Source organism: Paractinoplanes lichenicola, from assembly GCF_016785085.1.
Taxonomy (GTDB): domain Bacteria; phylum Actinomycetota; class Actinomycetes; order Mycobacteriales; family Micromonosporaceae; genus Actinoplanes; species Actinoplanes lichenicola.
Genome location: NZ_JAENHO010000006.1, coordinates 81,975 through 94,942 on the forward strand (window position 1 = coordinate 81,975; position 12,968 = coordinate 94,942).

At 71.4% G+C, this 12,968-nt stretch carries 13 protein-coding genes; 5 read left to right on the forward strand and 8 right to left on the reverse strand.

Going from position 1 to position 12,968, the window contains the following annotated elements; genetic code table 11:
* Nucleotides 1-16: 16 nt before the first annotated feature.
* The 4 genes from JKJ07_RS21405 to mca form a co-directional block, all read right to left on the reverse strand.
* The gene (locus JKJ07_RS21405) at nt 17-2,002 is read right to left on the reverse strand and encodes a thioredoxin domain-containing protein (protein ID WP_202993448.1); all 1,986 of its coding nucleotides are present in this window, start codon (nt 2,000-2,002) and stop codon (nt 17-19) included.
* Between the two features lie 55 nt (nt 2,003-2,057).
* Nucleotides 2,058-4,601 (reverse strand): putative bifunctional diguanylate cyclase/phosphodiesterase, encoded by a 2,544-nt coding sequence (locus JKJ07_RS21410; RefSeq protein WP_202993450.1) that lies wholly within the window; start codon nt 4,599-4,601, stop codon nt 2,058-2,060.
* Nucleotides 4,602-4,850: 249 nt separating this feature from the next.
* Nucleotides 4,851-5,216, reverse strand: coding sequence for a hypothetical protein (locus tag JKJ07_RS21415; RefSeq protein WP_202993452.1), 366 nt, complete (start codon nt 5,214-5,216; stop codon nt 4,851-4,853).
* Between the two features lie 59 nt (nt 5,217-5,275).
* Nucleotides 5,276-6,157, reverse strand: a complete 882-nt coding sequence (gene mca, locus JKJ07_RS21420) for a mycothiol conjugate amidase Mca (protein ID WP_202993461.1) — start codon at nt 6,155-6,157, stop codon at nt 5,276-5,278.
* 111 nt (nt 6,158-6,268) lie between these two features.
* On the opposite strand from mca, the gene JKJ07_RS21425 reads away from it, so the two are divergent.
* Nucleotides 6,269-6,685, forward strand: a complete 417-nt coding sequence (locus tag JKJ07_RS21425) for a DUF4307 domain-containing protein (RefSeq protein ID WP_202993464.1) — start codon at nt 6,269-6,271, stop codon at nt 6,683-6,685.
* A 96-nt stretch (nt 6,686-6,781) separates the two neighbouring features.
* The gene (gene greA / locus JKJ07_RS21430) at nt 6,782-7,330 is read left to right on the forward strand and encodes a transcription elongation factor GreA (protein WP_236029660.1); all 549 of its coding nucleotides are present in this window, start codon (nt 6,782-6,784) and stop codon (nt 7,328-7,330) included.
* Between the two features lie 46 nt (nt 7,331-7,376).
* On the opposite strand, the gene ilvA is transcribed toward greA, so the two are convergent.
* Genes ilvA through JKJ07_RS21445 form a run of 3 tightly spaced genes read right to left on the reverse strand, consistent with a single transcriptional unit; the run spans nt 7,377 to nt 11,146 of the window.
* Nucleotides 7,377-8,603 (reverse strand): threonine ammonia-lyase, encoded by a 1,227-nt coding sequence (ilvA, locus tag JKJ07_RS21435; RefSeq protein ID WP_202993468.1) that lies wholly within the window; start codon nt 8,601-8,603, stop codon nt 7,377-7,379.
* 16 nt (nt 8,604-8,619) lie between these two features.
* A complete protein-coding gene (locus tag JKJ07_RS21440) occupies nt 8,620-9,978 on the reverse strand; it encodes an amidase (RefSeq protein ID WP_202993470.1) in 1,359 nt (452 codons plus the stop codon).
* A 16-nt stretch (nt 9,979-9,994) separates the two neighbouring features.
* Complete coding sequence (locus tag JKJ07_RS21445) at nt 9,995-11,146, reverse strand: cystathionine gamma-synthase (protein WP_202993472.1); 1,152 nt, start codon at nt 11,144-11,146, stop codon at nt 9,995-9,997.
* A gap of 24 nt (nt 11,147-11,170) precedes the next feature.
* On the opposite strand from JKJ07_RS21445, the gene JKJ07_RS21450 reads away from it, so the two are divergent.
* The 3 genes from JKJ07_RS21450 to JKJ07_RS21460 all read left to right on the forward strand — a co-directional run bounded on the left by JKJ07_RS21450 (nt 11,171) and on the right by JKJ07_RS21460 (nt 12,744).
* Entirely contained in the window at nt 11,171-11,584 is a 414-nt protein-coding gene (locus JKJ07_RS21450; protein WP_202993474.1) for an HIT family protein, read from the forward strand.
* A gap of 47 nt (nt 11,585-11,631) precedes the next feature.
* Entirely contained in the window at nt 11,632-12,291 is a 660-nt protein-coding gene (gene msrA / locus JKJ07_RS21455) for a peptide-methionine (S)-S-oxide reductase MsrA (RefSeq protein ID WP_202993476.1), read from the forward strand.
* A 123-nt stretch (nt 12,292-12,414) separates the two neighbouring features.
* Nucleotides 12,415-12,744, forward strand: a complete 330-nt coding sequence (locus JKJ07_RS21460; RefSeq protein ID WP_202993478.1) for a hypothetical protein — start codon at nt 12,415-12,417, stop codon at nt 12,742-12,744.
* On the opposite strand, the gene JKJ07_RS21465 is transcribed toward JKJ07_RS21460, so the two are convergent.
* The gene (locus JKJ07_RS21465) at nt 12,741-12,914 is read right to left on the reverse strand and encodes a hypothetical protein (protein ID WP_202994052.1); all 174 of its coding nucleotides are present in this window, start codon (nt 12,912-12,914) and stop codon (nt 12,741-12,743) included. The genes JKJ07_RS21460 and JKJ07_RS21465 overlap by 4 nt on opposite strands.
* Nucleotides 12,915-12,968: the final 54 nt, after the last annotated feature.

Here is a 12,968-nt window from a genome sequence, read left to right on the forward strand (position 1 = left end):
CTAGCCAAGCCCCAGCTCAGCCCAGCCGGGTGGTCAGCTCCTCGACACTGGTGGCCGGGCGGTCACAGACAAAACCCCGGCACACGTACGCCGTGGGGACGCCACCCTGCAGCGGCCGGTCGGCCAGCAGCGGCACGCCGGGCCGGTCGGGCTCGCCCGCGACGATCACCGTGCCCGGGGGCGCGTGCCGGTGGGCCGCGGCCAGCAGCGGGCCCTCCTGCCCGGCCGGGGCCGCGATGGCGACCTCGTACGGGCCGGTCAGCGCCGCCTCGGCCACCGCCGCCGCATATCCCGCGTACCGGGGGTGCGAGCCGATCACCGGTCCGGCCGTGGCCAGCGCCGCGTCGGCCGCCTCGCGATAGCTGGGCTCGCCGCTCAGCGCCGCGTACGCGACCAGGGCCGCGCAGATCGCCGACAGCCCCGACGGCGTGGCGTTGTCGGTCGGGTCGGCGGGCCTGGTGACCAGCCGCTCGGCGTCGTCGGCGGTGTCGTAGAACCCGCCGTCGCCGGTCGGGAAGTGGGCCAGCGCCGCGTCGAGCAGCTCGCGGGCCCGGTCGAGCCAGACGGCGTCGGCGGTGAGCTGGTGCACGGCGAGGAATGCCTCGGCCACGCAGCCGTAGTCCTCGAGCACGCCCACCGGCTCCCCGACCACCCCGTCGCGCGAGACCCGGCGCAGCCGCCCGTCGACCACGTGCCGGGTCGCCAGCACCTCGGCGATCGCCGTCGCGGCATCCGGGGCCGAGCCGGTCAGGATGCTGTATTCGGCCAGCGCGGTCACGGCGAGCCCGTTCCACGAGGCCACGACCTTGTCGTCGCGGGCGGGCTGGGGGCGGCCGGCCCGCGCGTCGAGCAGCCGGGTGCGCACCTCACCCCAGCGGGCGACCAGCGCGGGGTCGGCCGCGTCGATGTCGCGGGCCAGCACCAGCACGCTGCTGCCGTGCTCGAACGTGCCCTCGGCGGTGACCCGGAACAGGTCGGCCGCCCACTTCCCGTCGTCCTCGCCGAGCACCTCGACGAGCTGGGCCGGGGTCCAGGCGTACGTCAGGCCCTCGACTCCCGCGGCGTCGGCGTCGAGCGCGGAGGCCAGCCCGCCCTCCGGGGTGCCCAGGTCGCGCAGCATGAACTCGGCCGTCTCGTCGGCGATCCGGCGGGCGAACGGGTCGCCGGTGAGCCGCCAGAGCTGCGTGTACGCCCGCAGCAGGACCGCGTTGTCGTAGAGCATCTTCTCGAAGTGCGGCACCGTCCAGGTCGCGTCGACCGAGTAGCGCGCGAACCCGCCGGCCAGCTGGTCGTAGATGCCGCCGCGACCCATCCGCTCGGCCGCGAACCGGACGGCCTCGAGCGCCTCCTCCGACCCGGTGCGCTGGTGGTGCCGCAGCAGGAACAGCATCGCCATGTGCGGCGGGAACTTGGGCGCCCCGCCGAAGCCGCCGTGCGTGGTGTCCTGATCCTTGAGCAGGCCGTTGGCCGCCGAGGTGAGCAGCTCGGACGAGATCGGCGCCTTGGGCCCGCCGACCAGCTGCGACCCGCCGATCGCCTTGACCACGTTGGCGCCCTGCTCGATCACCTGCTGCCGCTGGTCGCGCCAGGCCGTGGTGACCGAGCCGAGCAGGTTGGCGAAGTTCGCCTTGGGAAAATACGTGCCGCAGAAGAACGGGTCGCCCTCGGGCGTGGCGAAGACGGTCATGGGCCAGCCGCCCTGCCCGGTCATCGCCTGGGTGGCGGTCATGTAGACGGCGTCGACGTCGGGCCGTTCCTCCCGGTCGACCTTGATCGACACGAAGCCCTCGTTCATCAGCTCGGCGATCTTCTCGTCCTCGAAGGACTCGTGCGCCATCACGTGACACCAGTGGCAGGCCGCATAGCCGACCGAGATCAGCACCGGCACGTCACGCCGTCTGGCCTCGGCGAACGCCTCGTCGGACCATTGCCACCAGTCCACCGGGTTGTCGGCGTGCTGCAGCAGGTAGGGCGAGGTCGCGCCGGCGAGACGATTGGCCATGCCCCCAGCCTCTCACTCCCGGGCGTCGTCGGCTCGGAGGCTGAAGGATAGTGATCTAGACGGCGTCGTCGGCGCGGAGCGGGCGGATGTTGGCCGGGGCCGCCTCGGCCAGCTGGGTCAGCGCCGACACGATCCGGTCGGCCGGCATCGGCTTGCAGAAGTGATAGCCCTGAGCCGAGGGGCAGTTGAGTGCGATGAGGGCCGCGCGTTGCTCCGTGGTCTCGACCCCCTCGGCCACCACCCGTACGCCCAGGCGCGCGCCCAGCTCGACCGCGCCGCGGACCACCGCCTCGGCCGCCGTGGACTCGATCATGTCGTCGACGAAGGAGCGGTCGATCTTGATCTCGTCGACCGGGGCCCGGGTGACGATCGAGAGCGACGAGTAACCGGTGCCGAAGTCGTCGAGCGACAGCTGGATGCCGTTGTCACGCAGCTCGGCCAGCACCTCGTCGACGATCCGCTCCTCGCTGACCGCCACCGACTCGGTGATCTCGAGCACGAGCCGGGAGGCGGGCGCCCGATGCCGGCGCAGCGCCTCGTTGACCTGGGCCGGGAAGCCGGGGTCGAGCAGGCTGCGGGCCGACACGTTGACCGAGACCGGCACGTCGACGCCGGCCGCGTGCCAGCTGCCGGCGGCCTGCAGGGCGAGGTCGAGCACCCGGGCGGTGAACGCGGTGTGCAGCTCGGCCGAGTGCTCGACGGCCGGGATGAACTCGGTCGGCGACAGCTGGCCGCGGCGCGGATGCTTCCACCGTACGAGGGCCTCGACCCCGGTCGGCGCCGCGGTGACCAGGTCGACCGCGGGCTGCAGGTTGAGCAGGATCTGGTCGTCGGCGGCCAGCGCGTCCTGCAGCTCGGCCAGCAGGGCCAGCCCGTCGGTGGTGACCGCGTCCTGACCGGCGTCGAAGACGGACACCGACACCTGCTGCCGCTTGGCCGTGTGCAGGGCCAGCGAGGCCCGGCGCACCAGCTCGCCCAGGTCGGCCCGCCCGGCCGGTCCGGCCGCGACGCCCACCGCCACCTCGACGGCCAGCCGTACGCCGGACACCTCCATCGGCCGGATCAGGTGCTCGACCAGCTCGCGGGCCCGGCGCAGGGCGATCGGGATCGGCGACGGCTGCGGCGCCTCCAGGTCGGTGTCGGTCAACGTGGCCACGGTCGGGATGAACAGCGCGAACTCGTCGTCGCCGGTGCGGGCGACCAGCTCGTCGGCGCGGGCCAGCTCGGTCAGCCGCTCGGCCACGGTGCGCAGCACCTCGTCGCCGTGCCGGTGGCCCAGGGTGCCGTTGACCTCGCGGAAGTCGTTGATGTCGAGCAGCAGCAGCGCGACCGGGCGGCGCCGGTCGAAGGAGCGCAGCCGCCGGTCGCCCTCGGTCAGCAGCGTGGTTCGGTTGAGCAAACCGGTCAGCCTGTCCTCGGTGAGGTCGCGCGCGATCCGTTCCTCGAGCTCGGCCACCCGGGTGCGGGTCGCCGCGTCGTGCAGCGCGCCGGCCAGGGCGTCGCCGAACGCGGAGATGGCGGCCTCGTCGCGCGGGACCGGCAGGGTGGGGTCGGACAGCCAGACGGTGAGCTCGCCGACCGTGTCCCCGGCGACCGCCATCGACCGGGTGATGGCCGGGCCGGGCAGGCCCGCCACCGCGTTGTCCTGACCGGGGCTGTCCACGGCGTAGCGGCGTTCGCCGTCGCGGCCGCGCACCTCGATCTCGACCCGGCGCGCGCCGAACACGTCGAGCGCGGCGCCCAGCCCGGCCCGCACGACCTCGGCCTCGGTGCCGGCCGGCAGGGTCGCCGTGGCCGCCGAGAACGCCTCCCACATGCGGCGCTCCTCCTCGGCCCGCAGGTGGAACCGGTAGGTGCGCTGGAGCAGCCAGAGGCCGGGAGCGAAGGCGAGGAGCCAGAGCGGGCCGCCGACCATCACGTGCACGGCGCCCAGGCCGACCGCCACGTTGCCGACGAACATCGGGACCTTCGCGTACGAGGCCCGGACGAGGATCTGCCCGGCGGGCGCGTCCCGGTGCAGCGTGAGGGTCAGCGTGGCCAGCCCGAAGGTGATGACCTGATAGGTCAGGGCGCCCGCGACCAGCCCGACCGACGTGGTGGTGCCGAGCACCGGGGCGTCACCGGCGACCAGGGTGGCCACCAGCGCGGCGCCGGCCGTGCCGAGGCTCAGCGACGCGGCCAGGTGCGCCATCTCGGCGACGTTGCGACGCGCGTCCCACCAGGACAGCAGCGCCCACGCGGCGAGCGCGCCGAGCAGGGTCGCGGCGGGCAGCCAGCCGGGCGGCGCCACCACGAAGCCGATGATGAAGGCCGCCTCGCCCCAGCTCACGGAGACGAAACCGCGGCCGAGCCGGAAGCGCAGCCGGGCCAGCTGGCCGGCCGCGGCCAGCGCCACGGCGAGCGCGACGCCGGCGACGGGCGTGAGTGGACGGTCGGCGGGCCGGTCGGCGGGCAGCAGCACCCCGAGAACGGCGAGCAGGAGGGCCGAGCCGGCGACCGCGGCGGTCAGCGCGCGAACGCCCCGGGAGCGGCCGGCCAGACCCGCCGCGTCGATCCAGGATCGACGGACGCGGGCCTCGGCCACCGGCGGGGCGCTCATGAAAAACACCGGCTGAACAGCGGCACTGGCGGATGCACGTGCATCTGCAGTGGAGAAAAACGCGGGCGGGGAATGGTCATTTTCGGCGCCCCCTTCCGCGCAGGGATCGGGGGCGGTTAAGCCCCCGGCGGAAGGCTAAATCAATACCGATGAACGCAACAGGGCTTGACGCACGACGCGTATCGCCCTTACGTCAGACCAATACGGTGTGTGCTGTCGGCCGACGGGCCCACACCGTTCGCGACGAGGTCAAACGCGACGGTTGTCGCCGTCTGCGGAGCCGCCGTCACCCTGAGTAGTAACGCCCGTGACCTCGTCCTCCGCACCGGTGGCGGGGGCGTCGGATCGACTCGCGTCAACGTCGTGAGTGGCTTCACCGCGGTCGGAACGCTCGAGATCCGCGTTGAGCCGAGCGATCTCAGCCTCACGCTGCGTCTGCTTCGCGTCAGGAAAACTGTCGGGAAGCCGACGCAAGCGCTTGTTCATGTTGCGGATCAGCAGAACAGTCGCTATGGACATGAGCACGATGACGAACAGCCCCATCGGGCCGGCCAGGCCGCCCGACCGGGTGTCGCCGAAGTTGTTGACCGCTACGTTGACCGCCGTGAGGTCCATGAGCAGAGCGTACTGGCCTTAGGTGCGGCCCCGGGTGGGTGGGCGGGGGCCGGGGAAGGTCAGTGCGCTTCGACCGACTCGCGGATGCCCGCGAAGAGGTCGGACTCGGGCACCGGGCTGTCGACCAGCGAGCGGGCCAGCTCGAAGTCCTCGGTCGGCCACACCTTCTGCTGGAGCTCGAGCGGGATCTTGAACCAGAAGCCGTCCGGGTCGACCTGGGTGGCGTGGGCCCGCAGCGCCTCGTCGCGGGTCTCGAAGAACTCGCCGCACTCGACGCGCGTGGTGATCTTGTCGCCGCGGTCGTCGCGGTCGGACCACTTCTCCAGCCACTCCGCGTACGGCGACTCGAGCCCGGCCGCCAGCATGCCCTCGTGCAGCGCGAGCATGCGCGCCCTCGTCCAGCCGGAGTTGTAATACAGCTTCAGCGGCTGCCACGGCTCACCCAGCTCGGGATAGCGCTCCGGGTCGCCGGCGGCGTCGAAGGCCACCACCGACACCTTGTGGCACATGATGTGGTCGGGGTGCGGATAGCCGCCGTTCTCGTCGTAGGTCGTCATGACGTGGGGGCGGAACTCGCGGATCAGCTTGATCAGCGGGATCGCGGCGGTCTCGGGATCCTGCAGGCCGAAGCAGCCCTCGGGCAGCGGGGGCAGCGGGTCGCCCTCGGGCAGGCCGGAGTCGATGAAGCCGAGCCACGACTGCTCGACGCCGAGGATCTCGCGGGCCCGGTCCATCTCGGCCCGGCGGATCTCGGAGATGTTCTCCAGCACGTCGGGGCGGTCCATCTTCGGGTTGAGGATGCTGCCGCGCTCGCCACCCGTACACGTCGCGACCATCACCCGGACGCCCTCGGCCACATAGCGCGCCATGGTCGCGGCGCCCTTGCTGGACTCGTCGTCGGGGTGCGCGTGCACCGTCATGAGACGCAACTGCTCGGCCACTGAAGTCTCCTCGGACCTGACCCGCGGCAGGCGGGCCGGTGTCGACTGCGAAGATGGACCCTGCCATTCTTGCGGATCCCCCCGACAAGAAACGCACGAGAGGGTGTTCCGGTGAGCGAGACGCGCACCACAAACCCGGTCTTCCCGCCGGGACGGTACGGCAAGCGCCGCTCCGGCCGCCGCCGGCCGGTGCTGCCGCTCATCGTGCTCGTGGTCGTCGTGGCGGCCTCGCTCGTGCTCTCGGTCCGGCTCTTCCAGCAATACGGCCAGACCGACTACGACCCGCAGATCGTCGGCTGGGACGAGCCCTCCGCCACCGTGCTGACCATCCAGTTCAAGGTGCGGGTGCCGGCCGGCGGGGCCGCCGAGTGCATCCTGCGCGCCCGCGACTACGACGGGTTCGAGGTCGGGCGGCGCACGGTGGTGGTCCGGGCGGCCGGCGACGCGTCGGTGATCGACGCCGAGGAAGACGTGCCCACCACGGCCCGGGCCAGCGTCGGCGACGTCCTGAAGTGCCGCGCCGCCTGAAACCCGCGTTTGAATAGTGCGAGATCGTGCATATCTGGCGGCCCGCATACCGCTGGTAAGCTAAGTAATTCGCTCCGTTCAGCATCTCCGCCAGAGATGTTGGGCGCTTTTCCTTTTTGTCTCGTGCCCGTTCCAGCAAGGAGATCGACCGTGACCAGTTCAGAGGCGCCCAAGACCTGGCTATCTCAGGACGCTTACGACCGGCTGCAGGCCGAGCTCGACGAGCTGATCGCCGGTCGCCCCGCCATCGCCGCGGAGATCAACGCGCGTCGCGAGGAGGGTGACCTCCGCGAGAACGGCGGCTACCACGCCGCCCGTGAGGAGCAGAGCCGTCAGGAGGGCCGGATCCTTTATCTAAAGGAGTTCCTGCGCACCTCCGAGGTCGGCGAGGCCCAGACCGCCAACGAGGTCACCCCGGGCTCGGTCGTGACGATCTATTTCGACGACGACCAGAGCGACACCGAGACCTTCCTGCTCGGCTCGCGTGAGATCGCGTCCACCACCGACCTCACGGTCTACAGCCCCGAGTCGGCTCTCGGCACCGCCATTCTCGGCGCGGGCGAGGGCCAGACCGTCACCTACACGGCGCCCAGCGGCTCCGACATCAAGGTGACAGTGGTGAAGTTCGGCCCGTTCGAGGGCTGACCCCGGCGTGGAAGGCCCGCGGGTTCCCGCGGGCCTTTTTCACAACTCAGGCCTGCAGCGACACCTGATAACCCGAGTCGCGCAGCGTGCTGATCAGCGCGGCCGAATGGTCGGGCCCGCGGGTCTCGACCGAGAGCGCCACCTCGGCCTCGCCGAAGCTCAGCCGCGGGCTCTGCCGCGAGTGGGCCACGTCGACCACGTTGGCCCGCTGCTCCGCGATCTCGCCGAGCAGCCGGGCCAGCTCGCCGGGCCGGTCGGTGCAGCGCACCGCGAGCCGCAGGAACCGCCCGGCCGAGGCCAGCCCGTGCTCGATCACGCGCAGCAGCAGCATGGGGTCGATGTTGCCGCCGGAGAGGATCGCCACCACCGGCCCGTCCGTGGGCGGGGCGTAGGCGCCGGTCAGCAGGGCGGCCACGGCCGCTCCCCCGGCCGGCTCGACCACCATCTTGTGCCGCTCCAGCAACACCAGCAGAGCGGCCGACAGGTCCTCGTCGGAGACCGTGACCACCTCGTCGACCAGCTTGCTGACGTGCGCGAAGGGCAGGTCGCCGGGCCGCAGCACGGCGATGCCGTCGGCGATGGTGACGCCGCGCTCGAGCTTGACCGGGGCGCCGGCGGCCAGCGAGGGCGGATACGCCGCGATGCTCTCGGCCTGCACCCCGACGACCCGGATGTCGGGCCGCAGGGCCTTGGCCGCGACCGCGACGCCCGAGATCAGCCCGCCGCCGCCGACCGCGGTGACGATCGTGGTGGCCTCGGGGCACTGCTCGAGGATCTCCAGGGCCACCGTGCCCTGCCCGGCGATCACGTCGGGGTGGTCGAACGGGTGAATCATGACCGCACCGGTCTGCTCGGCAAACAGGCGCGCGGCCACGAGAGAGTCGTCGACGCTGGTGCCGGCGTATTCGATCGAGGCGCCGTACCCCCGGGTGGCGGTGACCTTGGGCAGCGGCGCGCCCTCGGGCATGAACACAGTCGAGCGGGCGCCCAGCAGCCCGGCGGCCAGGGCCACACCCTGCGCGTGGTTGCCGGCGCTGGCCGCGACCACGCCGCGAGCCCGCTCGGCCGCGGAGAGCCGGGCGATCCGGGTGTAGGCGCCGCGCACCTTGTACGAGCCGGCCCGCTGCTGGTTCTCGCACTTGAGCCAGACGTCGGTGCCGGTGATTTCGGTGAGCGGGCGGGACGAGATCAACGGGGTGGTCTTGACCACGTCGGTGAGCAGCTCACGCGCGGACCGGATGTCGGCCAGCGAGAGCAGGTCGAGCGAGTTCATTCCCTGAATACTGCCCCTACGCGAAGGCGAACCGCTGCCAGGGGTTGAGAACCTCGAACTGCCCGGCCACGGCCAGCAGCAGCGCCTCGGAGTCGGGCGGGCCGACGAACTGCACGGCCAGCGGCAGCCCGTCGGGCCGGGTGCCGACCGGGACGGAGATGGCCGGCAGGCCCGCGATGTTCCAGGGCGCCGCGAACGGGGCGTATCGCATGCTGACCGACATGTTGTGCCGCCACGAGCCGGAGGCGTACCCGTCGGCGGGCGGCGGCGCCGAGGCCAGCGCCGGGGTCAGCAGCAGGTCGATCGAGTTGTCGGCGAAGAAGCGGATGGACGCCTCGCGGAACGCGTCGCGCTGCGACTGGCGGACCAGGCCGCTGCGCAGCGCCCACTTGCCCATCCGGATATGCTGCCGGGTGCGCGGCTGCAGCTGGGACAGCTGGAAGGCCTCGGACTCGCGGTAGGCCGACGCGAACCAGGTGGCCAGCGTGCCGATGCCCAGCGTCTGCGGATACCGCGGGTTAGCCGTGACCGTGTCGTGCCCGGCCTGCACCAGCAGCTTGGACGCGGTGGTCACGGCCGACATGTTGGGCTCGTCGGCGCGCACGCCGGGCAGGGGTGACCGGGTCGAGATGCCCACCCGCAGGCGGCTCGGCTCGACCAGCTTGATCGGATCGCGGCCGGCCAGCACCGAGAAGCCCAGCGCGGCGTCCGCCACCGTGGTGGTGAGCACGCCGTTCTCGACCAGGTCGTACCAGTTGGTGATGCCCATCTCGGCCGGCACGACGCCGCGGCCGGGCTTGAGGCCGACCAGCCCGCAGCAGGCGGCCGGGATGCGGATCGAGCCCAGGCCGTCGTTGCCCTGGGCGATCGGCACCAGACCGGCGGCGACCGCGGCGGCCGAGCCCCCGGAGGAGCCGCCCGGCGTACGGTCGCGGTCCCAGGGGTTGCGAGTGGGCGTGTCGGCCTCGTCGGTGACCGCCCACAGCCCCATCTCGGGCATGCGGGTGATGCCGACGACCACCGCCCCGGCCCCGCGCAGCCGGCGCACGACCTCGTGATCCTCCTCGGCCACGGGTGTGCGGGCGGCCGCCGAGCCGTTCCACGTCGGCACGCCCGCGACCGGCGTGTTCTCCTTCACCGCGACCGGCACCCCGGCCAGCGGGAGGTTCGACAGGTCCTCCTGGTCGTCGACCTTCTCGGCCTCGGTGATCGCCTCGCCGCCGCGGATGATGCGGAACGCGTCCAGCGACGGGTCGGTGATGGCGATCTGTTCCAGGTGGTCGGCGACGACCTGAGTGGCGGTGATGTCGCCGCGCCGCACCGCCCGCGAGATCTGCTTGGCGGTGGCGCCGACCCAGGTCGTCCCGTCCGTCATTTTCGTGCTCCGTAGGTCAGCCGAGTGCCTGCTCCAGGTCCGCGAGCAGATCGTCAACGGTTTCGATGCCGACAGACAGTCGCACGAGATCGCCGGGGACTTCAAGCGCGGAGCCCGCAGCGGACAGGTGTGTCATCTGCCCGGGGTGCTCGATCAGCGACTCGATGCCGCCCAGCGACTCGGCGAGCACGAAGAGCTTTGTCCGGTTGCAGATCTCGATGGCCTTTTCCTGGCCGCCGACGGCCCGGAACGAGACCATGCCGCCGAACCGTTGCATCTGCTTGGCCGCGACCTCGTGACCGGGGTGTGATTCGAGGCCCGGGTAGAGAACCTCGGACACGGCCTTGTGCTCACGGAGATAACCGACCACGCGTTCGGCGTTGTCGCAGTGCCGGTCCATCCGTACGCCCAAGGTCTTGATCCCCCGCAGCGTGAGCCACGCGTCGAACGGGCCGTTGACCGCGCCCATGGCGTTCTGGTGGAAGGCCAGCGTGTCGCCGAGATCGTCGGACGCCGTGATCAGGGCCCCGCCGACCACATCGGAGTGACCGCCGAGGTATTTCGTGGTCGAGTGCACGATCACGTCGGCCCCCAGGGCCAGCGGCTGCTGCAGGTAGGGCGAGGCGAACGTGTTGTCCACCACCAGCAGCGCGTCGTATTCGTGGGCCAGCCCGGCCAGCGCCGCGATGTCGGCGATGTTGAGCAGCGGGTTGGTCGGCGTCTCGGCCCAGATCATCTTGGTCACGCCGGGCCGGAAAGCGGCGCGCACCTGGTCGAGGTCGTCCAGCGGCACGGCCGTCCACGCCAGGCCCCAGTTCTCGGCCACCTTGGCGAAAAGGCGATAAGTTCCCCCGTACGCATCCCCGGGGATCACGACGTGGTCACCGGGACGGCAGACGGCGCGGAGCAGCGTGTCCTCGGCGGCGAGACCGCTCGCGAAGGCCAGGCCACGGCGGCCGCCCTCGATCGCGGCCAGGCACTCCTGGAGCGCGTCGCGGGTGGGGTTGCCGGAGCGGCTGTATTCGTAACCCAGCCGGGGCGCGCCGACGGCGTCCTGGGCGTACGTGCTCGTCTGATAGATCGGAGGCACGACCGCGCCCGTCCGGGGGTCCGGATCCGAGCCGGCGTGGATGGCGAGGGTGTCGAACCCATAGTCGTTAGCCGTCATGCTGCGCAAGGCTAGTCTCGCCACGTGGCATCGTGCGTGTTCTGCGACATCGTGGCGGGGTCGGTCCCCGCCTTCAAGGTCATCGACTCGCCCGAGGGGGTGGGTTTCCTCGATGTGCGGCCCGTGTTCAAGGGTCACGTGCTCATCGTTCCCCGCGAGCACGTGGTGACGCTGACCGACCTGCCGCAGACCGACCTGCCCGGGTATTTCGGACTGGTCCAGCGGGTGGCGGCCGCGGTGCCCGAGGCGCTCGGGGCGCAGGGGACGTTCGTGGCCAACAACAACGTCGTCTCCCAGTCGGTGGCCCACCTCCACTTCCACGTCGTGCCACGGACGAAGGGCGACGGCCTGCGCGGCTTCTTCTGGCCCCGCACCAAGTACGCGAGCGACGAAGAGGCAGCTCAGTACGCCGCCACCATCGCCGCTGAACTCGGGTAAGGATGAGGTAGCCCCCGGCGTTACACAGGCGGATGAAGGGAGTGACCGTGTTCCTGCGGCACAAGAAGCTCGAGCTGATTACCCCCGACCAGGCCCTGCCCGGCCGCCCGCTGGAGATGCCGGTGGCGAGCGAGCACACCGTCCTCGGCACCCCGCTGAAGGGCCCGTGGCCGGCCGGCCTCGAGGTCGCGGTCTTCGGGATGGGCTGTTTCTGGGGCGCCGAGCGGATCTTCTGGCAGCTGCCGGGCGTCTACTCGACCTCCGTCGGCTACGCCGGTGGGTTCACCAAGAACCCGACGTACGAGGAGACCTGCTCCGGCTCGACCGGGCACACCGAGGTGGTCCAGGTCGTCTACGACCCCACCAAGATTCAGTACGAGGACCTGCTCAAGGCCTTCTGGGAGAACCACGACCCGACCCAGGGCATGCGCCAGGGCAACGACGTCGGCACCCAGTACCGTTCGGCGATCTACACGACCACGCCCGACCAGGCCAAGATCGCCGAGGCCTCGCGGGCGGCGTTCCAGCCGGTCGTCACAAAGGCCGGCCGCGGCGCCATCACCACCGAGATCGGCCCGCTCACGGCGTACTACTACGCCGAGGACTACCACCAGCAGTACCTCAGCGACAGCAAGAACCCGTACGGCTACTGCAACCACGGCCCCAACGGGATGACCTGCCCGGTGGGTGTGGCCCGCACCGCCTGACCGGGCGTGGAGGCCCCGGCAACCGCCGGGGCCGGTTTTCATGCCTGGGGGTGGAAAAGATCGACATGTCCCGACATGCTCCGCACACTGGAGATCGACAGCGGTGCAACGGGAGGTGTGACCGTGCGGACTTTTTACAACGACGACGAGCGCCAGGCCTGGAACCTCGCGGAGTCGCTCACCGAGCAGGCCGAGGAGTCGATGCGCGAGGCCGAGCAGGCGCTCGACACCTGGAAGACCGGCAAGGAGATGAACCGGCTCCGGTGCATCCGTAAGGGCATCAGCGAGTCGGACGCGGAGATCCGGTGGTCGGCATCGACCACGGCCAAGAACGCGATCACCAACAACGGCTTCTACGTCGGGCTGGCCACCATGTATTACGGCGCGGCCGCGGCCAACTACTCCCGGGCGCTCTATCTGCGCAGCCTCGGGGGCCGGCCGATGGCGGCCTAGGCGCCCTCCTCCTCGCTCGCCTGGGCCTGCTGCGCCTGCGACTGCGACCGGGTCTGCTGGTCGGACGCCGACGCCGCGGCGGGGGTGGCCAGGGCCAGGCCGAGCACGGCACCGGCGCTGATCAGACCGAGGCCGGCCAGCGAGACCGGACGGCGTTCGGACTTGTCCATGCGTACCTCCATCACCGAAGGTTCCCTACGGTGCCAGGCCTGCCTGTGACCCGG

Bases quoted from the DNA above. Each gene is read 5' to 3' on its own strand.
- JKJ07_RS21405 (WP_202993448.1), bottom strand. From the start codon at position 2,002: ATGGCCAATCGTCTCGCCGGCGCGACCTCGCCCTACCTGCTGCAGCAC.
- JKJ07_RS21410 (WP_202993450.1), bottom strand. From the start codon at position 4,601: ATGAGCGCCCCGCCGGTGGCCGAGGCCCGCGTCCGTCGATCCTGGATC.
- JKJ07_RS21415 (WP_202993452.1), bottom strand. From the start codon at position 5,216: ATGGACCTCACGGCGGTCAACGTAGCGGTCAACAACTTCGGCGACACC.
- greA (WP_236029660.1), top strand. From the start codon at position 6,782: ATGTTGGGCGCTTTTCCTTTTTGTCTCGTGCCCGTTCCAGCAAGGAGA.
- ilvA (WP_202993468.1), bottom strand. From the start codon at position 8,603: ATGAACTCGCTCGACCTGCTCTCGCTGGCCGACATCCGGTCCGCGCGT.
- JKJ07_RS21440 (WP_202993470.1), bottom strand. From the start codon at position 9,978: ATGACGGACGGGACGACCTGGGTCGGCGCCACCGCCAAGCAGATCTCG.
- JKJ07_RS21445 (WP_202993472.1), bottom strand. From the start codon at position 11,146: ATGACGGCTAACGACTATGGGTTCGACACCCTCGCCATCCACGCCGGC.
- JKJ07_RS21465 (WP_202994052.1), bottom strand. From the start codon at position 12,914: ATGGACAAGTCCGAACGCCGTCCGGTCTCGCTGGCCGGCCTCGGTCTG.